This is a genomic window from Natronorubrum aibiense, from assembly GCF_009392895.1.
Classification (GTDB): domain Archaea; phylum Halobacteriota; class Halobacteria; order Halobacteriales; family Natrialbaceae; genus Natronorubrum; species Natronorubrum aibiense.
Genome location: NZ_CP045488.1, coordinates 41,665 through 60,883, shown reverse-complemented (window position 1 = coordinate 60,883; position 19,219 = coordinate 41,665). Strand labels below are relative to the sequence as shown.

Annotated in this window: 20 protein-coding genes and 1 tRNA gene; 5 read left to right on the top strand and 16 right to left on the bottom strand. The window is 62.8% G+C overall.

The window, feature by feature from the left end:
* The first annotated feature begins 44 nt into the window (after nucleotides 1-44).
* Nucleotides 45-578, top strand: a complete 534-nt coding sequence (locus GCU68_RS00330) for a DUF7097 family protein (protein ID WP_152938492.1) — start codon at nucleotides 45-47, stop codon at nucleotides 576-578.
* Here the strand turns inward: GCU68_RS00330 and ppc are convergent, their stop codons facing one another.
* Together ppc and GCU68_RS00320 are read right to left on the bottom strand one after the other, a co-directional pair.
* On the bottom strand, nucleotides 579-3,269 hold the full coding sequence (ppc, locus tag GCU68_RS00325) for a phosphoenolpyruvate carboxylase (RefSeq protein WP_152938491.1): 2,691 nt from the start codon (nucleotides 3,267-3,269) through the stop codon (nucleotides 579-581).
* Nucleotides 3,270-3,721: 452 nt separating this feature from the next.
* Nucleotides 3,722-4,006: a transcriptional regulator gene (locus tag GCU68_RS00320; protein WP_152938490.1), complete on the bottom strand. Its 285-nt coding sequence runs from the start codon at nucleotides 4,004-4,006 to the stop codon at nucleotides 3,722-3,724.
* 118 nt (nucleotides 4,007-4,124) lie between these two features.
* On the opposite strand from GCU68_RS00320, the gene GCU68_RS00315 reads away from it, so the two are divergent.
* Entirely contained in the window at nucleotides 4,125-4,817 is a 693-nt protein-coding gene (locus GCU68_RS00315) for a LiaF transmembrane domain-containing protein (RefSeq protein WP_152938489.1), read from the top strand.
* A gap of 59 nt (nucleotides 4,818-4,876) precedes the next feature.
* On the opposite strand, the gene GCU68_RS00310 is transcribed toward GCU68_RS00315, so the two are convergent.
* Nucleotides 4,877-5,083 (bottom strand): hypothetical protein, encoded by a 207-nt coding sequence (locus GCU68_RS00310; protein ID WP_152938488.1) that lies wholly within the window; start codon nucleotides 5,081-5,083, stop codon nucleotides 4,877-4,879.
* Between the two features lie 245 nt (nucleotides 5,084-5,328).
* Between GCU68_RS00310 and GCU68_RS00300 the strand changes: the two genes are divergently transcribed.
* Entirely contained in the window at nucleotides 5,329-6,855 is a 1,527-nt protein-coding gene (locus tag GCU68_RS00300) for an amidase (RefSeq protein ID WP_152938486.1), read from the top strand.
* 60 nt (nucleotides 6,856-6,915) lie between these two features.
* Nucleotides 6,916-8,424, top strand: coding sequence for an amidase (locus GCU68_RS00295; RefSeq protein WP_227014891.1), 1,509 nt, complete (start codon nucleotides 6,916-6,918; stop codon nucleotides 8,422-8,424).
* 54 nt (nucleotides 8,425-8,478) lie between these two features.
* Here GCU68_RS00295 and GCU68_RS00290 read toward each other — a convergent pair.
* Both GCU68_RS00290 and GCU68_RS00285 read right to left on the bottom strand, forming a co-directional pair.
* Nucleotides 8,479-8,553, bottom strand: a tRNA-Glu gene (locus GCU68_RS00290).
* A gap of 103 nt (nucleotides 8,554-8,656) precedes the next feature.
* Entirely contained in the window at nucleotides 8,657-9,913 is a 1,257-nt protein-coding gene (locus GCU68_RS00285; RefSeq protein WP_152938485.1) for a helix-turn-helix transcriptional regulator, read from the bottom strand.
* Nucleotides 9,914-10,066: 153 nt separating this feature from the next.
* Between GCU68_RS00285 and GCU68_RS00280 the strand changes: the two genes are divergently transcribed.
* The gene (locus GCU68_RS00280) at nucleotides 10,067-10,645 is read left to right on the top strand and encodes an MBL fold metallo-hydrolase (protein WP_152938484.1); all 579 of its coding nucleotides are present in this window, start codon (nucleotides 10,067-10,069) and stop codon (nucleotides 10,643-10,645) included.
* Here GCU68_RS00280 and GCU68_RS00275 read toward each other — a convergent pair whose 3' ends face one another.
* The 11 genes from GCU68_RS00275 to rpl7ae all read right to left on the bottom strand — a co-directional run bounded on the left by GCU68_RS00275 (nucleotide 10,646) and on the right by rpl7ae (nucleotide 19,062).
* Nucleotides 10,646-11,698, bottom strand: coding sequence for an ABC transporter ATP-binding protein (locus GCU68_RS00275; RefSeq protein ID WP_152938483.1), 1,053 nt, complete (start codon nucleotides 11,696-11,698; stop codon nucleotides 10,646-10,648).
* The gene (locus GCU68_RS00270) at nucleotides 11,695-13,590 is read right to left on the bottom strand and encodes an ABC transporter permease (protein WP_193565059.1); all 1,896 of its coding nucleotides are present in this window, start codon (nucleotides 13,588-13,590) and stop codon (nucleotides 11,695-11,697) included. The genes GCU68_RS00275 and GCU68_RS00270 overlap by 4 nt, the downstream gene beginning before the upstream one ends.
* Before the next feature lie 13 nt (nucleotides 13,591-13,603).
* Nucleotides 13,604-14,680: a thiamine ABC transporter substrate-binding protein gene (locus tag GCU68_RS00265; protein ID WP_152938482.1), complete on the bottom strand. Its 1,077-nt coding sequence runs from the start codon at nucleotides 14,678-14,680 to the stop codon at nucleotides 13,604-13,606.
* Nucleotides 14,681-14,835: 155 nt separating this feature from the next.
* Nucleotides 14,836-15,672, bottom strand: a complete 837-nt coding sequence (locus GCU68_RS00260) for an ATPase (RefSeq protein WP_152938481.1) — start codon at nucleotides 15,670-15,672, stop codon at nucleotides 14,836-14,838.
* Nucleotides 15,669-15,935: a DUF5827 family protein gene (locus GCU68_RS00255; RefSeq protein ID WP_152938480.1), complete on the bottom strand. Its 267-nt coding sequence runs from the start codon at nucleotides 15,933-15,935 to the stop codon at nucleotides 15,669-15,671. Before GCU68_RS00255 ends, GCU68_RS00260 begins: the two co-directional genes overlap by 4 nt.
* Nucleotides 15,936-16,145: 210 nt before the next feature.
* The gene (gene sod, locus GCU68_RS00250) at nucleotides 16,146-16,748 is read right to left on the bottom strand and encodes a superoxide dismutase (RefSeq protein ID WP_152938479.1); all 603 of its coding nucleotides are present in this window, start codon (nucleotides 16,746-16,748) and stop codon (nucleotides 16,146-16,148) included.
* 181 nt (nucleotides 16,749-16,929) lie between these two features.
* Nucleotides 16,930-17,325: a DUF7344 domain-containing protein gene (locus tag GCU68_RS00245; protein ID WP_152938478.1), complete on the bottom strand. Its 396-nt coding sequence runs from the start codon at nucleotides 17,323-17,325 to the stop codon at nucleotides 16,930-16,932.
* A gap of 399 nt (nucleotides 17,326-17,724) precedes the next feature.
* A complete protein-coding gene (gene ndk / locus GCU68_RS00240) occupies nucleotides 17,725-18,189 on the bottom strand; it encodes a nucleoside-diphosphate kinase (RefSeq protein WP_152938477.1) in 465 nt (154 codons plus the stop codon).
* Nucleotides 18,186-18,464 (bottom strand): 50S ribosomal protein L24e, encoded by a 279-nt coding sequence (locus GCU68_RS00235; RefSeq protein WP_152938476.1) that lies wholly within the window; start codon nucleotides 18,462-18,464, stop codon nucleotides 18,186-18,188. The genes ndk and GCU68_RS00235 overlap by 4 nt, the downstream gene beginning before the upstream one ends.
* Nucleotides 18,464-18,688 (bottom strand): 30S ribosomal protein S28e, encoded by a 225-nt coding sequence (locus GCU68_RS00230; protein ID WP_006064297.1) that lies wholly within the window; start codon nucleotides 18,686-18,688, stop codon nucleotides 18,464-18,466. The genes GCU68_RS00235 and GCU68_RS00230 overlap by 1 nt, the downstream gene beginning before the upstream one ends.
* Nucleotides 18,689-18,699: 11 nt before the next feature.
* A complete protein-coding gene (gene rpl7ae, locus GCU68_RS00225; protein WP_152938475.1) occupies nucleotides 18,700-19,062 on the bottom strand; it encodes a 50S ribosomal protein L7Ae in 363 nt (120 codons plus the stop codon).
* Between the last annotated feature and the right edge of the window lie 157 nt (nucleotides 19,063-19,219).

Here is a 19,219-nt window from a genome sequence, read left to right as displayed (position 1 = left end):
CGTGAGATTCAACTGCTCGCCGGCCAAAGACCGAGCAACTGCGCATGGAGAAAACGCCACGGGGAACCTCAGTCGGCGTCGACGACCCCTACGAGTTCGCGGGCCTCTGTGACCATCTCACCGGTGAGGGCCAGTGTCGGTACGCCCTCAAGCACTACGCACACGACCCCGAGTTCGCCCGCGAACGCGCCAGCGAGGAGTACGCCTGTCCCGTCGTCGATCCCGACACGGACAAGACGTGGGCCGATTGCCCGCACTTCCGCTCGCGCAACCGGGACCGCGAGTGCGTCCGCTGTGGTCTCGAGGAAAAACGGTTGGCCCACGACGACGAGCGGCCGCTGCTCGAGGAACATCACCTCTCCTATGCTCGCGATGGGGAGCAACTGAGCCACGAGATTACGGTCTATCTCTGTCGGTGGTGTCACTCGAAGGTCCACACCTCGTGGGCGCGGATCACCGACGACGCGGCCCGCGATCCGGATGCGATCGCCGCCCTCGAACAGCGCCGGGGGCGCGAACACGAGGAACTGGGGTTCGAGTCGGCAGCGGAGCGATACGACACTGACGACGACAGCTGATTATCCCGTGTTCTTCATCCCGGCAGCGACACCTTTGACCGTCAGCCGCAGCGTTCGCTCTTCGATGTCCGTCCGATGGGTTTGGTCGAGCAGGTAGACCTGCAGCAGGTTCAGCGGATCGACATAGGGATTGCGTCGCTCGAGGTTCTCGCCGAGCCAGTCACGCGTGTGTAGCTGGTCGCGCTGGCCGATTTCGGTAATCAGATCGGTTGCCTGCTGGTACTCGTCGGTTATCCGCGGGAAGAAAGTCGCCTCGAGGTCGTCGTCTGCCAGATTCGCGTACTGCTCGGCGATTTCGAGTTCGGTTCGGGACAGCGAGAGCGCGGCGTTGTCGAGCGTCGTCCGGAAGAACGGCCACTCGGCGTACATCTCCTGAAGCGTCTCAATCGAGCCACCGTCGTCCAAGTAGGTCTCGAGCCCCGTCGCGAGGGCGTACCAGCCGGGCAGGATACACCGCGACTGGGTCCACGAGAACACCCACGGGATCGCCCGCAGGTCCTCGACGGTTCGCTCACCGCTTCTCGAGGCGGGCCGCGAACCCAGATCGAGGTCCTCGATGACCGTAATCGGCGTCGCCTGCTCGAAGTACTGGACGAAGCCGTCACTCTCCAAGAGGTCGCGGTACTCCTGACGTGCGGCGTCGGCCATGGTCTCCATGGCGTCGACCCACTCCTCGCGGACCTCCTCTTCGGGCTGGTCCATCGCGTGCAGGCGCGCCCGAAGCTGGGCGTTCAGCATCTGCTCGATGTTTCGCTCGGCGATCCGCGGGTTGGCGTACTTCTCGGCGATCGCTTCGCCCTGTTCAGTGAATTTGACCTGCCCTGTCACCGTGCTGTTGGGCAGCGCCAGCAGCGCCTCGTTCATCGGGCCGCCGCCGCGGGAGATCGACCCGCCGCGGCCGTGGAACAGCCGCATCGTCACGTCGTAGTCGGCACAGATCTCACCCAGTCGCCGCTGGTTTTTATAGAGCGACCAGTTCGCCGCGAGGAAGCCGTTTTCCTTGTTCGAGTCCGAGTAGCCGAGCATGATCTCCTGGGTCTGCCCACGGGCCTCGAGCGCCTGACTGTACGCTTCGTTCTCGAACAGCGTGCCCATGATTCGGCGAGCGCCCGAGAGGGCGTACTCGGTCTCGAGCAGCGGGACGACGTCGATTCCGCAGTGTTCGGGCAGCGAGACGACGCCGGCCTGATCGGCGAGAAAGAGTACCTCGAGGACGTGACTCGGCTCCTCGGTCATCGAGATGCAGTAGGTGTCGATCGCTTCGACGCCGTACTCCGCCTGCCAGTCGCCGAGACTGGCGAACAGTTCGAGGACGCGAGTCGACTCCTCGGAGAGCCCCTCGGTGTCGGTACAGTCGATGATCGGCTCGTCTTGCAAGATCGCGTCGGTGAGCAACTCGGTTCGCTCGTCCTCCGAAAGGTCGTGGTAGTCGATACCCTCCTGCTCGAGTGCAGCCGCGATGGCGTCGGTGTGTTTCGCCTGGTGTTCACGCAGGTCGAGGCTCGCAAGCGAGAAGCCGAAGGTGGCGACCTGTCGGCGAATCGGATCGACGTGGGCTTCGACGACGCTTTCGGCCCCGTTGTTCCGCAGGCTCTTTGCGATGACCTCGAGGTCGGCGAGCAGTTCGTCGACGTCCTCGTAGCCGCCGGGTCGGACGTCGCTGACGCGCTCGAGGCGTTCGCGCATGAGCTTGAGCTTCTGGCGGTAGGGTTCGCCGGGGTACCGTTCTTCGGCAGTTCGCGCGCTGCCGGGCAGTCGGTCGCGGTCGTCCTCGAGCGAGCGCTCGAACGCCCCGCCGGCGTCGATCCGACTGCCGTCCTGACTCAACACGCCCGACAGGCGCTTGAGTTGGTCGCGGTACTTCTCGAGGACGACCTCGCGCTGTTGTTCGAGCGTGTTGGCCGTCACCTCGGGGGTCACGTAGGGGTTGCCGTCCCGGTCGCTGCCCGCCCACGAGCGGAACTCGAAGAGTTTCGGGATCTCGAGGGAATCCTCGATTTCGTCGTCGATTGCATCGGCGAGTTCGTCGTACACCTCGCCGACGACGTCGAACAGCGTGTTCTCGAGGTACCACTGGACGTTTCGGGCCTCGTCTTCGGGTTCAGGCTGGCGATTCCGGACCTGTGGCGTCTGCCAGAGGCTCGTCACTTCGGCGTCGATGTCCCGCCAGACCTGTCCTTCTTCCTTGTCCGTCAGCAGTCGCTCGTCTAGGGTCTCGAGTTGGGTCGAGATCGTTCGCAGCTTCGATTTGACCGTCTTGCGCCGCGCTTCGGTCGGGTGGGCGGTGAACGTCGGTTCGATCAGGACGTCGTCGAGTACCTGCTCGACGGTGTCGACGTCGCTGTCCGCCAGTTCTTCAGCAGCCGTCTCGAGGCTGTCCTCTAAGGTGCCGTCCTGTGAGCCCGTCCGGATCGTGCGGACCCGTTCGCGCTCCTCGGCGAGGTTGATCAGTTCGAAGTACGTCGTGAACGCGCGGGCGACGATCCGCTGTTGGTGTGGTGAGAGTCCCTGCAGATCGGAGATCAGCGGCTGTCGAGAGTCGAGTTCGCCCGAGCGGTAGTCGATCGCGTCGCGCCGACACGACTCGACGGTCCTGAACGCCCGGCGAGAAGTCTGTTCCTCGAGGACGTCTCCAAGCAGCGCACCCAGTTCACGGACGTCCTGTCGAACGTCCCTGTTATGCAATGCCATTTGCCGGCGGTACGTGTCCGACACTAAAAATCCCCGTGTCGATGAGTCACACAGTACTGCATGTTTGTCTATGATAGTTACTGGTGCTCGAGTAAGTTTTTGCCTATGGCGCTCGCATCGGTTCTCCTAACGCACGTCTCCACATGCGAAAATCGGCTGTGTAACACCATGAAGCCCGAATGAACGGCCGTCGGAATGGCGGAGTGAACTTGTGTACTCGACTCACGTTGGAGACCGACAGCTGGAGCGATAGTTACTTTCAGTATTGTTGATCGGTTTTGGATCGGCGATCGACGGCCACCACGCCCCAACGATCACCCCGAATCTGCTCGCGCGCGCTCCAACAACACTTGCCGCACGTCTCTCGAGGCGGTGGCCGATGCAGCGACGTCGAAACCGACCCGAGACTACGTGGAGCCGAACGAAGGCGACAGGGCTAGTCGTTGCCTCTGTCAGTTCGAGTCGACTGGTTCCACGGCCACGACCTCGCCGATCATCGACCACCCATCCTCGTCGGGACCCTGTCGGCCGACGAGAATCGCGTCGTTGTCTTCACTCGAGACGAATCGATACGCGGCATCCTCGTCGTCGTGCGTGCCCTCGGCCTGAAACTCCTGCTGGAAGAACTCCGCGCCGGAGATATGAAAGACCGCTTCGGTGCCGTCCTCGAGGGTCAGTCGAACGGGATCGGGTGAGATGTTGTGAATCCGCTTGCCGATCGGGTTGAGCTCTGCCATATCCGACCGAACGCGTGCGCGGAAGGAAAACGATTCGAACGACATCCACGGCCGGCCCTGTCAGTCGTGTACCGCTGGGGACAGCATAGCTATATGAATCGTCGTCGTAGCTGTCAGTATGGCAACGACAATATCCGCACGCCGGCTGCCAACCAGCCAACTCCTCCTCGGTGCGCTCGTAATCTTGGTCGGCATCTTGCTCTTGCTCGAGACGACCGGCGTCCTCTCGACGCAGGACGCCTTGCTGTACGTCCCGTCGCTGTTCGTGCTCGTCGGCGTCTGGGCGCTCGTCCAGAGTCGCTTTCGAAACATTGTCGGCCCGGTCGTACTCATCGGCGTCGCCGGTGCGGGTCAACTGGTCGCGCTCGACTACGCGACCGTCGACCAGGTCGTCGTCTTCTGGCCAGTGCTCGTGATCGCCTTCGGACTCTCGATCATCCTGGGCCAGTTCCGCTCTCGCGTTCGCGCCACCGACGACGCATTCACATCCGCGTTCGCTGCGTTCGGTGGCGTCGAGAAGCGCAACACGTCGACGGCCTTCAGCGGGGCGGATCTGACCGCTATCTTCGGCGGCACCGAACTTGACCTCCGTGACACCTCACTCGAGGAGCGGCCGGCACAGGTCAACGCCGTCGCGTTGTTCGGCGGCGTCGACATCATCGTTCCTCGCGAGTGGAACGTACAACTGGACGTCTTGCCCGTCCTCGGTGGGGCATCAGACGACCGGCCACGTCGGGAACAGGACCACGACGGCGTCGACCTCGTCGTCACTGGTTTCGCCGCCTTCGGTGGCGTCTCCGTGACGGACTGACTCGCCGTCATCGAGATGACGGTTTTGGCGTTCAAAATGATCGCTGGAACTGAATCGTTTTAGTGATCCCGCCGGTTTTCTTCGAGTTCTCGAGCTTGCTCGTCGATTTTGTGGAGTTCCCGTTGAACGTCGTTGTCGGGTCCACCGTGTGCAAATCGGACCGACAAATCCAGCGGAGACGGGACAAAGCGATCATCTCCTTCGTCAGCGTTTTCGTCGTTCGTTCTGAACGACGACAGAAACACGTCCCAGAGACTTCGGCCCATACCTGTCAGTACACCTCCACTATTGATAAGCGTTCACACGGACTCCGATACTGGCCGTGGGTTCTACGCTCAAAACACAGGACCTGTACTCATGGAGAGACAACTGGAGGGGGTCACACACCGAGCGCACCGCTGTCGTTCGACCGGGTGTGCACTGACGTTCAGTGGTGACGATAGTATTCAACAGCAGCCCCTCGAAACTATTGGCGAACGCTTTTGTCTATTGTTAGCAACCACCAGAACTGATGCCAGGATCACCACCGAACGTGCAACCGCCCACACCGGAGGAAATCCGGGAGTACGCGGCCCACCACCACATCGACCTGACCGAATCGGAAGTCGAAGACTTCGCAGCCGTCATCGCCGAAACGCTCGCCGGCTATGAGCGGTTAGACGAACTCCCGGATTATCGCCCTCGAATCGAGTACACCGACCGCGATCCGGGCTACAAACCGGGACCAGACGAGGACCCGCTCAACGCCTTTGTCACCAAATGTGAGGTCCGGGGCGCAGACGACGGCCCACTCGAAGACTACGACGTCGGCCTCAAGGACAACGTCAACGTGGCCGGCGTCGAGTTAACCCTGGGCTCGAAGCTCTTCGAGGGCTACGTGCCGTTGACCGATGCGACCATCGTGACGCGGCTCCTCGAGGCCGGCGCGACGATCACCGGCAAGCTGAACATGGAGGATATGGCGTTCTCCGGAAGCGGCGAACTCTCTGCGACGGGGCCGGTGTTGAACCCCGTCGACTCGGATTACATCGCCGGTGGTTCCTCGTCAGGATCGGCTGCGGCCGTCGGGAACGGCGACGTCGACGTCGCCATCGGCGGCGATCAGGGCGGCTCGATTCGCATCCCGGCCGCCTGGAGCGGTCTCGTCGGTCACAAGCCGACCCACGGGCTGGTGCCGTACACCGGGATCGCCGGCCTCGGCCGCTCGTTCGACCACGCCGGCCCAATCTGTGACACCGTCGAGGACTGTGCGCGCGTGTTGGACGTCATCGCCGGTGCGGACGGCCTCGATCCGCGGCAGGGGGCCGTTCCCACCGCCGAGTATCACGAGGCGCTCTCGGCCGATCCCTCGGACGTGACCGTTGGCGTCGTCACGGAAGGTTTTGAGCGGGAGACCAGTGAGTCGAGCGTCGACGACACCGTTCGCGACGGGCTCGCGGCGTTCGAAGACGCTGGCGCGACCGTCACGGAGCTCTCGGTCCCGATGCATCTCGACGGGCTGACGATCTGGAACGCCATCGCCATAGAGGAGACGGCCGCGACGGTCAACGGCGAGTGCGTCGGCCACTACGGCAAAGGGTTCTACGACACCCAGCTGGCTGATGCGTTCGGCCGAGCGCGACGTGCGCAGGCCGACGATTACCTGACGACGCTGAAATTCACCCTCGTTCTGGGCCAGTACATGGCCGACGAGTACCGCGGTCGCTACTACGCCAAAGCACAGAATCTCAGCCGGAAACTGGCCGCCGAGTACGACGATGCACTCGCGGACGTCGACGTGCTCGCGATGCCGACGACGCCACAAACCGCACACGAAGTCGACGAGTCGATCACACGGCTCGAGGCGATCGAGCGCGCGCTCAACATGCTCCACAACACGGCTCCGTTCGACGTCACCGGCCATCCGGCGATCTCGGTGCCCGCTGGCCGGGCGGACGGCCTCCCGGTCGGGCTGATGCTAATCGGCGAGCGGTTCGACGACGCGACGGTGCTCTCGAGTGCACACGCGTTCGAACAACACGTCGAATCGTCGTCGTAACCCGCAGGGTAGCCAGCGCGGGGAACGATTGATACCCGTGCCTCGCGAACGTGTATGAGTATGACAAGCGCAGAGTTCACGCTCGAGGAGGCGACGATCGGCGGGATTCACCGCGCGTTCGAGGCCGGCACGCTCACGAGCGAGGCCCTCGTCGACCAGTATCTCGAGCGTATCGACGCGTACGACCGCAGCGGCCCCGAACTCAACTCGATCATCACAGTCAACGACGAGGCGACGGCGCGGGCGGCCGAGTTGGATCAGTCGTTCGCCGACTCGGGAACGTTCGTCGGCCCGCTGCATGGCATTCCGGTACTCGTCAAAGACCACCTCGAGACGACCGACGTGGTGACGACGTACGGCTCGGAAGCGTTCGACGGCTACGTCCCCGAGACCGAGTCGGAAGTCACACGCCGACTGCGTGATGCTGGCGCAATCGTGCTCGCGAAGACGAATATGCCGGACTGGGCCACCTCGTGGTTCGGATTCTCCTCGGTTGCCGGACGGACGAAAAACCCCTACGAACTGAGTCGCGATCCGGGCGGCTCGAGCAGCGGGACGGGCGTGGCCGTTGCCGCCAATCTGGGCGCTGTCGGCATCGGGACTGACTGTGGCGGCTCAATTCGCGTCCCCGCGTCGTTTAGCAATCTCGTCGGGCTCCGCGTCACGCCCGGACTGATCAGTCGTACCGGCGTCAGTCCGCTCGTCTCACAGCAGGATACGGCTGGGCCGATGACGCGAACCGTCCGCGATACCGCGAAACTGCTCGACGTCCTCGTCGGCTACGACGCCCGCGACGACCTCACCGGCAAGACTGAGTTGATTGGGGACCGCGGCTCGTACACCAACCATCTCCTCGCCGATGGCTTGCACGGGACCCGTATCGGCGTGCTTCGGTCCGGCTTCGGTGACGACGAGAACCCCGATGCTGCACCGGTCAATGCGGTCATCGAACGGGCACTGACGACGATAGAGAACCTCGGCGCGACGCTCGTCGACCCCGTGGAGATTCCCGATCTGGAGTCGTCGCTCGAGGAGACGATGCTGTACATCCTCCAGTCGAAACGTGATCTCAACGCATTTCTCGAGGACCGCGAGACGCCCGTCGACTCCGTCGCCGAACTGTACGAAAACGGCCAGTACCACGACATTCTGGATCTGTTTATCGGCTTCGCCGAAGACGGACCCGAGGATCTGACGGATAACCTAGCGTACTGGAAATGTCGAACCGCCCAGCACACCTTCCAGGAGACGATTCTGAACGTGTTCGCGAGCCACGACCTCGATGCGATCGTTTACCCTGACGTGCAAGTCGTGCCGCCAACGGAAGCCGAGATCCGAGACGGCGAGTACGACACGATGACGTTCGCGACGAACACGATCATCGCCTCCCAGTCGCTGTGTAGCGCCGTCTCGCTTCCCGCCGGGTTCACGGACGACGGGTTGCCGGTCGGCCTCGAGATTCTGGGACGTCCGTTCGACGAGCCGTCGCTCATCGAACTCGGCTACGCGTTCGAACAGGCAACGAATCACCGCCAACCCCCGGACACGACACCGCCGTTGTCGGACTGAAAGACGACGACGCGGTCAGCGTCCTGTTCGAAGTTAAGCGACGTCGAAAAAGGATGCTCCGACAGGGATTCGAACCCTGGTCATTGCCGTGAGAGGGCAATATGATTGGCCGGACTACACCATCGGAGCGGGCTTCGTCTGCAATCAATCGTTGTGCGCTTTGCTGTTTAAGGGTTCCGTTTCAATTCGACAGTGTCTTCGAATCTCATGGGTGTTGGGGCCAGTCGCTGTGCTATTCGTCGAACGGCGACTTCGTCGCTTCGGGTTCGTACCCCTCGAGGCTGATGATGTTCTCGCGACCGACGCGGAGTTTGCTGATAGTTCCCTCGTCGGCCATATCCGAGAGGAGCATGCTGACTTTGGATTTTGACCAGCCGGTTTCCTCGACGATGTTGACCTGCTTCATTCGACCGCCGTTTTCGCGGATGAGTTTGACGACCCGGTCTTCGTCGGTGAGCAGTTCCTCGTCGGGCAGTGGCTCAGGCGCTGCTGTGTGAGACTCACCGTGGTCGTCTTCGGCAGGGGCTGTTGGTGCTGACATCGTGTCTGGCCCGTCAGTCTGGGCTGCGCTCGTTCCGTTTCCAGTATCGGTGTCGTCCGATCGTCGTCGGTACCAGAGTCCGCCGCCAGCGATTCCCAGTGCGACGATAGCCGCGACGGCGAGATACCACGATAGATCGCCACGGCTGAGAAACCCGCTACTGTCCGTTGCCCCGTCTTGAACGAGGACGACCCACGGCTGTCCATCGAGGAACTGCTGTTCGCCGCTCCACCGAACCGAATTCGCATCCTCGAGTTCGGTGCGGGAGTACTGGGCGCTGTCTTCGGGTTCAGCGCGGTCGAAAGTGAGCCCGTCGCCGGCAGTGATTTCGATCGACTGATCGGGCCCGATGTACATATCTTGAAAGACGTCGCCGACCTCGACGGTTCCGTCCTCGACGTGGGCGAATCCATGCCAGGTAAAGGACATTTCGACGATCCCGCGAGACCCGAACTGGTCTTCGACCGTTGCGGAGCGCTCGAAATCCGTGGCGTCCATCTCTCGGCCAGTTAGTTCGGATCCGCTGTCGGTCATGGCCTGAGCTTGCTCGACAAACCGGTCGTAGAGCCCGCTTTCCTCCGCTTCGAAGTCGTCGGCGAACTCCTCGAAGGCTTCGCGGTCGGCTGATTCGTTCTCGTCGCCGGTCCCGAAGCGTTGTTCGTAGCGGAACGTCCACGTCGCGCTCCCGTCATCGTGGACGGTGATCTCGAACGTCGTCCGGTCGAAATCGGGGGTATCGTTGGCAGTCGCAAAGGCGATCCTCGAGTCCGAATCCGTCTGGAGTTGCGCGGCGGTGTCGGTCGTAGGCTGTGGCTCGAGCGCAGGCTGGGTGAGCTGGGACGCACGGCTGTCCCCAGCACCAGTCCCGGCGACCGTCATGGGCGCACCGATCGTCGCGATGGACACGACGGCGAGAACGACGAGAACGGCAGCTGCCGACCGATTCATTCGTCTACCCCTACGTGCCGCAGATAAAAATGCTTGTGAATCCGAGGATGGGGTCGAAAACACAGCGACGGCGGCGGCTCACGCCGGCATCGCTGCTCGTCTTCGTGCCGGCGTGTCGATACGCACAAACCGCTTGCCGGCATATCGTGAGTCATGATCGCTAATCTCGCACAGGGTGTGCAGGCGTTTACGAGCAACGTCTATCTCGTTACCGGCGAACGAACCGTCCTCGTCGACGTAGGCGCGAACTTCGACGTCGTCGCGGCCGTTCGTGATCGCGTCGACGATATCGACGCTGTCGTCCTCACGCACACCCACCGCGATCACGTCGGCAACCTCGAGGCAGTCACAGACGCCTTCGACGTCGACGTGTGGGGGTACGACACGTCGGTCGACGGTGTCGACCACGCCATCGACGACGAGGCAACGGTCCAACTCGGCGATTACGAGTACGTTGCGCTCCATACGCCCGGCCACAAAAACGACCATCTCTGTTTCTACTCAGCTGACGCCGGCGTGCTCTTTGCGGGCGATCTGGTCTTCCAGAACGGGAGTTTCGGCCGGACAGATCTCGAGGAAGGAGACCGACCGGCGCTCATCGAGAGCATCGACCGCGTGCTCGGCGTGATCGACGACGATTTAACGGAGATGCACACAGGCCACGGCCCCAGCGTCACGAACCAGCCCTATGGCCACGTCGAACTGTCGGCGCAGATGGCTCGGCAGGCCTGATCACCCGCTCTCGATCACGTGGGCGGCATCCGGTTCGAAGCCGACGGTCACGTCTCCGTCGGGGACGGCCTCGAGCTGGAGGGCGACAGACATCTCGTTCCACCGCCCGTATGCGCGGACGTGTTCGCCGCGGAACTCGCTGGTCTCGATGGTAACTGGGAACTGATTCGTCTCGACGGCTCGAGCGAGCGCGGCGGGCCGGACGCAGAAACTTACTCGCTGTCCCTCGGAAGGGAGCCTCGAGCCTGCGAGTTCGAACGTGGTTTCCCCGACATCGACGTGCGCCCGGTCGCCGTCTCGAGTACGGACGATGCCGTCGAAGAGGTTGTTCTCCCCGACGAACTCGGCGACGAACCGGGTTTTCGGTTCGCGGTAGATCGCCTGTGGCGTCGCGACCTGCTCGATCCGGCCATCGGACATGACGGCGACGCGGTCCGAGATCGCTAGCGCCTCGCGCTGGTCGTGAGTAATGTAGACCGTCGTGATCCCGAGCGTCGACTGGATTCGGGTAAGCTGTCGACGCAGCGACTCCCGGAGCCGGGCATCGAGGGCGCTCATCGGCTCGTCGAGCAAGAGCAGGTCAGGTTCGGGAGCGAGCGCGCGGGCGAGTGCCACCCGCTGTTGCTGGCCGCCGGAAAGCTGGTCGGGGTCGCGCTCGCCCATGCCCTCGAGGTCGACGAGGTCGAGGAGGTCGGCGACTCGCTCGTCGATCGTCGTCCCCTCGGGCGGATCGCGAAACCGAAGCCCGTAGCCGACGTTTTCGGCGACGCTCATGTGCGGAAAGAGCCCATAGCTCTGGAAGACGACGCCGACGTCGCGGTCTTCGGGCGCGACGTTGGTCATCGGCTCGCCGTCGAAGGCGACGGTGCCCTCGGTCGGCTCCTCGAAGCCAGCGATCGTCCGGAGCGTGGTGGTCTTCCCACAGCCCGACGGGCCGACGAGGGTGAAAAACTCGCCGTCGCGGACGGTCAACTCGACGTCCTGTAGCGCGGTCGTCCCGTCCGCGTCCGTTCCGTAGCGTTTCGAGACGCCCTCGAGTCGAAGTTCGGTCACGGGTCCCCCCGTCCGCCGACGCGGTCGATAACGACGAAACTCGCCGCGGTGACGACCAACAGCACGGTTGCCATGGCGATCGCGGGACCGGAACGACGACCGAGATAGCGTTCGACGGCGACCGGCATGGTGTAGCTCTCGCTGCCGCTGGCCAAAATCACCGTCGAAGAGAACTCGCCGATCGAGATAGCAAAAGCGAAGGCCGCGCCGGCGACGATCCCGTGTGCGACGAGCGGGAGTTCGATATCGAGCAGCGCTCGAAGCCGCGAGGCACCGAGCGCCCGGGCAGATTCGACCATCGCCGGATCGAGATTCGCGAGCAGCGGCGAGACGTTTCGGGTCACGAACGGATAGGCGGCGACCGCGTGCGCGACGACGATCGCGACGGCACCCGTGATCTGGAGTCGCCAGCCGCCCGGAAGCGAGACGCCGAAGACTAGCCCCTGCAGGAGCCCGATTCCGAAGACGACGCCGCTGACGGCCAGTGGCAACATCGCGAGGGTATCGATGACCGTGCCGCTACGGCCGGCGCGAACGGTTAGCACGGAGAGCACGACCCCCATCGGCACCGCGACCGCGAGCGTCGCGACGCCGAACAACAGCGAGTTCCGGATGGCGGGCAACGGCAGCGTCTGGAAACTCGCGCCCTCGAGTTGGCGCTCGAGCAAGAACGCGTAGTTGCGAAGCGTCAAGCCGGAGCCGTCGGTGACGCTCCCCACGACGAGACTCGCCATCGGTCCGACGAAGAGGACGAGGGCAACGAGTCCGTAGCCGACGATGGCGAGCCGTCGCGGCGAGCACGCCGTCCGCAGGTCCGGAAAGAGCGCTTCTCGAGCGGGTCGCGACGCTGCCTGCGAAAAGCCGGCCTGTGCGGACTCGTAGCGAAGGTAGGCGTACGTCAGCCCCAGTGAGAGGATCGTCTCGAGGATCGCAAGCGTCGCGGCTTCGACGACGTCGAGTCGCTGGATACGGTCGTAGATCCAGACTTCGACAGTCGCCAGCTGGAGGCCGCCGAGTGCGAGTACGATCGGGAACGTCATGAACGTGAAAATGAACGTTAACAGCGCACCCGTGAGCACTGCCGGGACGAGCTGTGGAACGACGACGTCGCGGAACGCACGCCGCTTGCTGGCGCCGAGACTCCGGGCGGTTTCGACGGTTCTGACGTCGACGGACTCCCAGGCAGCGACGGTGAGTCGAGCGACTAGCGGCGCGTTGTAGAACGCGTGTGCGAGGATTACGACTGCTAACGGTGCGGCCTCGATGAATGCAAACGGTCCGATTCCGACGAGTCCCAACAGCGTGTTGAGGGTGCCAGCGCGGCCGAACATGGCGTAGAAGCCGACTGCGACCATGATCCCCGGCAGGACGAACGGCAGGATCGTCAACGAGCGCAGCGTTCGGCGGCCGTAGAACTCGTAGTTTGCGAGGACGTAGGCGGCCGGCAAGCCGAGTGCGACGCTCGCGGCCGTCGAGAGCGCAGCCTGATAGGCGGTAAAGCCGAACAGCCCCGTTCGAACGTCGGGCATCTCGACCCCGGGCCACGGCACCGGCAGGGAAACGCCGGGGATCGGATACTCGAGCGACACCGAGATCGAAACGGCCCCAAGCCACGCCGCAAGCGAGCCGAGGTGGGTTCGGATCACCAGCGGGTCGGCGAAGACGTCGGCGAGAGCACCGAAATAAAACGGATCGGTCAGTACGGCGGCGACGTGCTCGAGCGTCGGGACGCCGTCCTCAACGACGGCGTTGACGAAGACGACGCCGACGGGGACGTACAACATCACGACGAGCACGGCCGCCGTGACGAGTGCGGTCACCTGGAGGGCGTAGCGCTCGAGCCAGGTGCCGACGCGGGTGCGGTCGACGGGAACGCGATCGAGGAGTGACACGGAGACGACCGGGTTACTGGCCTGCGAACTCGCGCGCCCAGTCGTCGACCCACCCGTCGAGGTTGCCCCGGAGGTCGTCGTAGCCGACCGTCACTGCCTCCGGCGGGACGTGTGCGTACTGGTCGAACTCCTCGTCTAAGTCGACGTACTCGTCTTCGACCGCGGGGAACTGGACGTTTCGCTGGGCGATTTCGGCCTGAGCGTCGTTCGAGAGGACGAACTCGAAGAAGTCGTAAGCGAGGTCGATGCTCGTCGCGTCATCGAAGATGGCCATCCCCTCCGGGTTCGCGTATCCCTGCCCGTTCGGGAACGCGATCTGGTGGCGCGTGAGATCGTTGCCTTCCGCGCTCGCGAACACCTGATCCGTCGAGTAAGAGACGACCATGGGCCGTTCTTCTTCCATGTACGCGCCGTAGTAGGACTCGGTCCAGTCCTCGAGGATGCGGACGCCGTTGTCGTCGAGGTCCCGCCAGTAGTCGAGATAGCCGTCCTCACCGAAGGCGTCGATAGTCCACAGCAGGAACGCCTGGCCGGGATCGGAGCTCTGGGCGTTCTGGGCCAGCAGCGCGTCCTCGTACTCTGGTTCGGTCAGGGCCTCGAACGTCTCCGGTTCGTCGACCTCGCTTTCGTCGTAAACGAGGCTGATGTACCCCGTGTCGTAGGGCAGTACGCGGTCGTGTGGGTCGCCCATCTCGAGTCCGTCACGAACCCGGTCGGCTCGCTCGAGCCGGTCACTCTCGAGCGACTGGAACAGGCCGCCGTCTTCGAGGTTGTCGTCGACGCTGACGAGGTCATCGATGTTCAACCCGAGATAGACGTCGGCGTCGATCCCCACGTCTCGATCGGCTCGCTCGATGTAGTGGTTGATTCCCTGGTCGGGAAGTAACTCCCACTCGAGTTCGGCATCGGAATGCTCGTCCTCGAACGCGTCCTTGAGCCACGGTCCGGCGGGGTTCTCGCCGTCGAGCATCGACTCGTAGGTGACGACGGTGAGCGTCCCGTCGTCGCTTCCCCCTTCTTGTGTCAGACAGCCGGCCAGTCCGAGTGCCGACCCACCACCTAACGTGGCGACGAACGTTCGTCGTTTCATTACCTGGTTGTTACACTGGGTAGTCTTAACCACTGTGATCGAAGCACCCCAGTTGTCATGCCTGTCGCTGTCGATAGCAAGACAGTTCGATTCAGTTCGAACGCGAATCGAACGCAGAACCGAGTAATTGCCGTAGTGGTGCCGATCAGCCGTCGTTACAGCGTGCCGGCGGCATCCAGCACCGCGTCGTAGGCGTCGTCGTACGCACGAGCGATCCGTGCGGGGTCGACACGGTCGTCACTGCCGAGTGCCGGCAGGTGAACGCGCTCGAGCGGCTCGAGGTAGTCCAGAACGTGGGGTACGCGTTTCTCGAGGGTCCCGTCGCTCGGACTCGAGCTGGCGATTTCAGCGGCCCGACAGTACCGATCGCCCGGATAGATGCTCGCGCGGCCGGGCTCGACGGCTGCGACGGCGCTAATCGCTGCGGGATCGAGTGACTGCAATGGCCGGGCGATATCGCTGTAAGACTCGACGATGGCGACCGGCTCCGACTCGATTTCCGCGGCCAGTTCCTCGAAGGCAGGAACGTATCGTCGTTCGGCGAGGTCGTTCCACTCGTCGACGGTTTCGACAGGAATCGCGTCCTCGATCGGGAGCGCGTCGGCGACCGCAGCCGGAATGTCGGCGGTCGCGTTACGAACGAACGTGGGAGCGTCGCCATCGCCGGGGCAGCCCACGCGATCGATCAGGAACTCCCGATCCGATCGGCCGAACAACCCAGTGCCGCCGTCAGGTGCTGGCCGCCACAGGCGGTGGACGGGGTTGAGCGCTTCAGGTAGCCTGCTGGTTGCTTCGGCGTTTGCGAGTTGGGCGGCGTCTTTGCCGTAAAGGCGGCCGTCAGCGAGCGCTCGCTGGCAGTCGTCGTGGTCGAACCAGAAGTCGTTACCAGCGCGGGGTTTGTAGCCGGCCGCGCCGGTTCGCTCGAGTAAGCCGACCGAGAACGTGGTCTTGCCGGCATCGACACGATCGGCACCGACCACGAGGAGGATCATTCTTTCAGGCCGTAGTAGCCGGGCTCGTCGTCGCTTCGTGGCTCGGCGACCACGAGATCGTCGGCGTTGACCATCACCCACGGGATCGCCCAGTCGAGCAGGATATCTTCGGTCTGACGGTCGATATCCGCGTCCGGCTCGAGGCCCTGCAGAAGGCGGGCGATCTCGTAGACGGTGTACATCTGGTCGTCGTCGAACAGTTCGTCCGGCGTATAGAAGTCACAGGGGGGGAGACTATCGAACTCGGATTTGGGAACGGGCATACATCAGTGCTACCGCACTCAGCCGCCTAAATCGTTCGTTTCACAATCAGCGACTGCTGGAGCTGGTGTCCCACAGTCCTGACACGAACTTTCTTATGGTGTGCGTAGCGCGCCCGTTCGAGTGAAGTCCGTAGAGACGCCGCTGGCTCGGTGGGGCAGTCGCCAAAAAAGTCGGGGTTGACTAACTCGTCGCGTCGGCTACTGGCGGTCTTACTCGAAATGGTCGAGGCACTTCTGGTACTCTTCTGCGGCCTTCTCCCAGTTGACGACGTCGAAGAAGGCGTCGATGAAGCTACCACGGTCCGGACCGTAGTCGTAGTAGTAGGAGTGCTCCCAGACGTCCAGTGCGAGAATCGGGTGCGAGCCCCAGAGTGCGCCCTGGTCGTGCTTGTCGACCGCGACGTTTCGCAGCTGTTTGGCAACCGGGTCGTAGACCAACAGCGCCCAGCCACCGGCAGCGCCGGCAGCGGCCTCGAACTCACCTTTCCAGCCCTCGTAGGAGCCGAAGTCCTCCTCGATGCGGTCGGCGAGGTCGCCCTCAGGCTCGCCACCGCCGTTGGGAGACATGTTCTCCCAGAACAGCGTGTGAAGATAGTGGCCACAGCCGTTGTGAGTGACGTTCGAGAGCGCACCCGGCGTCGAGCCGAACTCGCCCGACTCGCGGTTCTCCGCGAGGGTTTCTTCGGCGGCGTTGAGGCCGTTTACGTAGCCCTGATGATGGGTGTCGTGATGCCAGGTCACGACCTGTTCCGAAACCGATGGCTCGAGTGCGTCGTAATCGTATGGAAGTGGTGGGAGTTCGTGGTCAGTCATTGAATTTCACCTGTCTGGTATCTCGGGAGCGATCGTGTTAAGTTTTGAGGAAACAGACGCTATCACACCGCACGACGTGTCTGTCTCCCGTCTCGCGATTCGCCGACCAGTCGACACACCACGCGTCGTGTGTTAAACCTTTCAGCACTCCCACGTTATCTGACAATACCGGTGCGGTCCGTCAGTGTGACTCCTTGTGATGTGCGTGTTCGAGCCACTCCTCGAGCGACGGTTGCGTCCAGTACCTGACCGTCTCACTGCGCTGGTCGTGCTCGAGGATGCCCGCGTCCTCGAGTTTGGGCAGGTGTGTATGCTGGAGTTCCATCTGAATCTGCCCTCGCTGTTCCGAGTCGGGTTCGACGGTCGTTGCAGTCTCCCCAGTCGACTCGGACAGCCGCTCCTGATGGTCAACAACGCCGTTCGTGACGTCCTCGAGCGTTGCGACGCCATCGGGCTGATTGGACAGATAGTACAGTGCGTACCGGCGACGACGATTCGAGAGGAGGTCAAAAATCAGGTCCAGCGACGGGGTTACCTGCGCTGTGGCTGCTGTTGACTCACCCTCGGTTTCACGCATCCACGAACCACCTACCGTATGTTACCATTCGAAACCACCGCCAGCATCTACAGCAGCCGTCACATTAGATGTTACGTCTACCTAGACAAATACATATATTCAATCTGCCATTCTTGGTCGTGTACGATGTCGCCAGCAGGTCTCTCGAGGAGGTCCGTCACGAACGACGGTCGCGTCCCGACACTGACAACTGCGACTGCTCGAGATCAGACTCATACTGCCGGACAAAACGATTCACGCACCGATCGCACGCGAACGCTCGTCACCGGAGGCGACGAGCCGTGAGACGTGATCGGGCGTTTATTGACCGTTGTCCGACAGTATCAAACCAGATAGCGACTCCACTCTCGGGAGAATGGTGTGTCGTAAACGAAGAGTTCGGTGCCGATTCGAGCGACGTTACTCGTAGAGCCACTCGGCGTCGTGCTGATCGTAGTCGATCAGCTCGTCGTCGTCGAAGTGGATCGAGATTTCGCGTTCGTTTGCGCCCTCGTCCTCGTGGTCGGCAGCGTGAACGACGTTGCGACCCAGATCGAGCGCGTAGTCGCCACGGATCGTTCCCGGCTGAGCCTCGAGTGGGTCTGTCTCGCCGATCATCTGTCGGACCTGTCGCGTCGCATCCTGTCCTTCCCAGACCATCGGGACGACCGGGCCGGACGTGATGAAGTCGATCAGATCGTCGAAGAACGGCTTGTCAGTGTGTTCTGCGTAGTGTTCCTGAGCACGTTCTTCGGGCATGTTGATGACCTTGATGCCCACGAGTTTGAGCCCACGGTCCTCGAGTCGGGAAATGACCTCGCCCACGAGGCCACGCGCGAAGGCGTCGGGCTTGACCATCACGAAGGTTCGCTCGTGGTCGCTCATTCTTCGTCCTCTTCGTCGGATTCGGCGTCCTCGTCCACGGAGTCCGCTTCAGCCGCCTCGTCAGCGGCTGGCTCGACGTCTTCCTGTGCTGGACCTTTGTCGCGACGACCTTCTTCGGTCCACTCGAGGTCGCGTGGTTCGCGACCGAGCTTGTAGTTTTTCTCCGCCTTCGAGTCGACGAAGTGGAGCACAGAGCCGTCGTTTTTGACGTACATGATGCCCGTACCGGGCTCGATCTCTTCGCCCGTATAGTCACAGGTTCGTTTCTCGACCATTATTGACCTCCGATGGAGTCCGCCTCACGGGCGGTCTCGCGAAGTTGGAGAACGTCCCCCTCGCGAACCGGCCCGAGGCAGTTTCGGGTAATGATTCGTCCCTGGTTCTCGCCCTCCTTGATCCGGCACTTGACCTGCATGGCTTCACCGTGCATGCCGGTCTTGCCGACGATCTCGATGACCTCGGCGGGCGTAGAGCCGCTTTCTTCCTCTTCAGCACTCATCTCTGATCACCTCAGTCGAGGTCCTCGACCTTGCCGGCGATGTCTTCGACGTCGTCAGCAGCCTCTCCGGCGTCGACGATCGCCGCGGCGGCCGAGCCGACTTCGAGGCCGGCAGCGTGGCCGACGTCGTCCTGCGTTTCGATGAAGATGACGGAAATTCCCTTCTCCTCGGCGAGGTCTGGGATGTGCATGACGATCTCTTCAGGAGAGACGTCTTCGGCGACGTACACGAGATCGGCGTTGCCACGCTCGATCGCTTTCGTCGTTTCGTTGGTTCCTTTCTTTACTCGTCCGGTGTCTCGTGCGACCTCGAGGGCCTCAAGGGCGTCCTCTGCGAGGTCGGCTGGGATGTCGGTGGTTACGTAGACTGACATTGGTTGTTCACCTCTCCTACACGTGGGCTCGCGCTCCCCTGCCGTCCGGAGCACTGGGTACTCCGTGCCGGAACAGATTCCGGCGGAAGTCCTGTAAGGCTAGGAGCATCATCAACCCCGCGTAGGGTGTACTACGCTGTAACGGTGCCCTCCTTAA

Bases quoted from the DNA above. Each gene is read 5' to 3' on its own strand.
- GCU68_RS00330 (WP_152938492.1), top strand. From the start codon at position 45: ATGGAGAAAACGCCACGGGGAACCTCAGTCGGCGTCGACGACCCCTAC.
- ppc (WP_152938491.1), bottom strand. From the start codon at position 3,269: ATGGCATTGCATAACAGGGACGTTCGACAGGACGTCCGTGAACTGGGT.
- GCU68_RS00320 (WP_152938490.1), bottom strand. From the start codon at position 4,006: ATGGCAGAGCTCAACCCGATCGGCAAGCGGATTCACAACATCTCACCC.
- GCU68_RS00315 (WP_152938489.1), top strand. From the start codon at position 4,125: ATGGCAACGACAATATCCGCACGCCGGCTGCCAACCAGCCAACTCCTC.
- GCU68_RS00310 (WP_152938488.1), bottom strand. From the start codon at position 5,083: ATGGGCCGAAGTCTCTGGGACGTGTTTCTGTCGTCGTTCAGAACGAAC.
- GCU68_RS00300 (WP_152938486.1), top strand. From the start codon at position 5,329: ATGCCAGGATCACCACCGAACGTGCAACCGCCCACACCGGAGGAAATC.
- GCU68_RS00295 (WP_227014891.1), top strand. From the start codon at position 6,916: ATGACAAGCGCAGAGTTCACGCTCGAGGAGGCGACGATCGGCGGGATT.
- GCU68_RS00285 (WP_152938485.1), bottom strand. From the start codon at position 9,913: ATGAATCGGTCGGCAGCTGCCGTTCTCGTCGTTCTCGCCGTCGTGTCC.
- GCU68_RS00280 (WP_152938484.1), top strand. From the start codon at position 10,067: ATGATCGCTAATCTCGCACAGGGTGTGCAGGCGTTTACGAGCAACGTC.
- GCU68_RS00265 (WP_152938482.1), bottom strand. From the start codon at position 14,680: ATGAAACGACGAACGTTCGTCGCCACGTTAGGTGGTGGGTCGGCACTC.
- GCU68_RS00260 (WP_152938481.1), bottom strand. From the start codon at position 15,672: ATGATCCTCCTCGTGGTCGGTGCCGATCGTGTCGATGCCGGCAAGACC.
- GCU68_RS00255 (WP_152938480.1), bottom strand. From the start codon at position 15,935: ATGCCCGTTCCCAAATCCGAGTTCGATAGTCTCCCCCCCTGTGACTTC.
- sod (WP_152938479.1), bottom strand. From the start codon at position 16,748: ATGACTGACCACGAACTCCCACCACTTCCATACGATTACGACGCACTC.
- GCU68_RS00245 (WP_152938478.1), bottom strand. From the start codon at position 17,325: ATGCGTGAAACCGAGGGTGAGTCAACAGCAGCCACAGCGCAGGTAACC.
- ndk (WP_152938477.1), bottom strand. From the start codon at position 18,189: ATGAGCGACCACGAGCGAACCTTCGTGATGGTCAAGCCCGACGCCTTC.
- GCU68_RS00235 (WP_152938476.1), bottom strand. From the start codon at position 18,464: ATGGTCGAGAAACGAACCTGTGACTATACGGGCGAAGAGATCGAGCCC.
- GCU68_RS00230 (WP_006064297.1), bottom strand. From the start codon at position 18,688: ATGAGTGCTGAAGAGGAAGAAAGCGGCTCTACGCCCGCCGAGGTCATC.
- rpl7ae (WP_152938475.1), bottom strand. From the start codon at position 19,062: ATGTCAGTCTACGTAACCACCGACATCCCAGCCGACCTCGCAGAGGAC.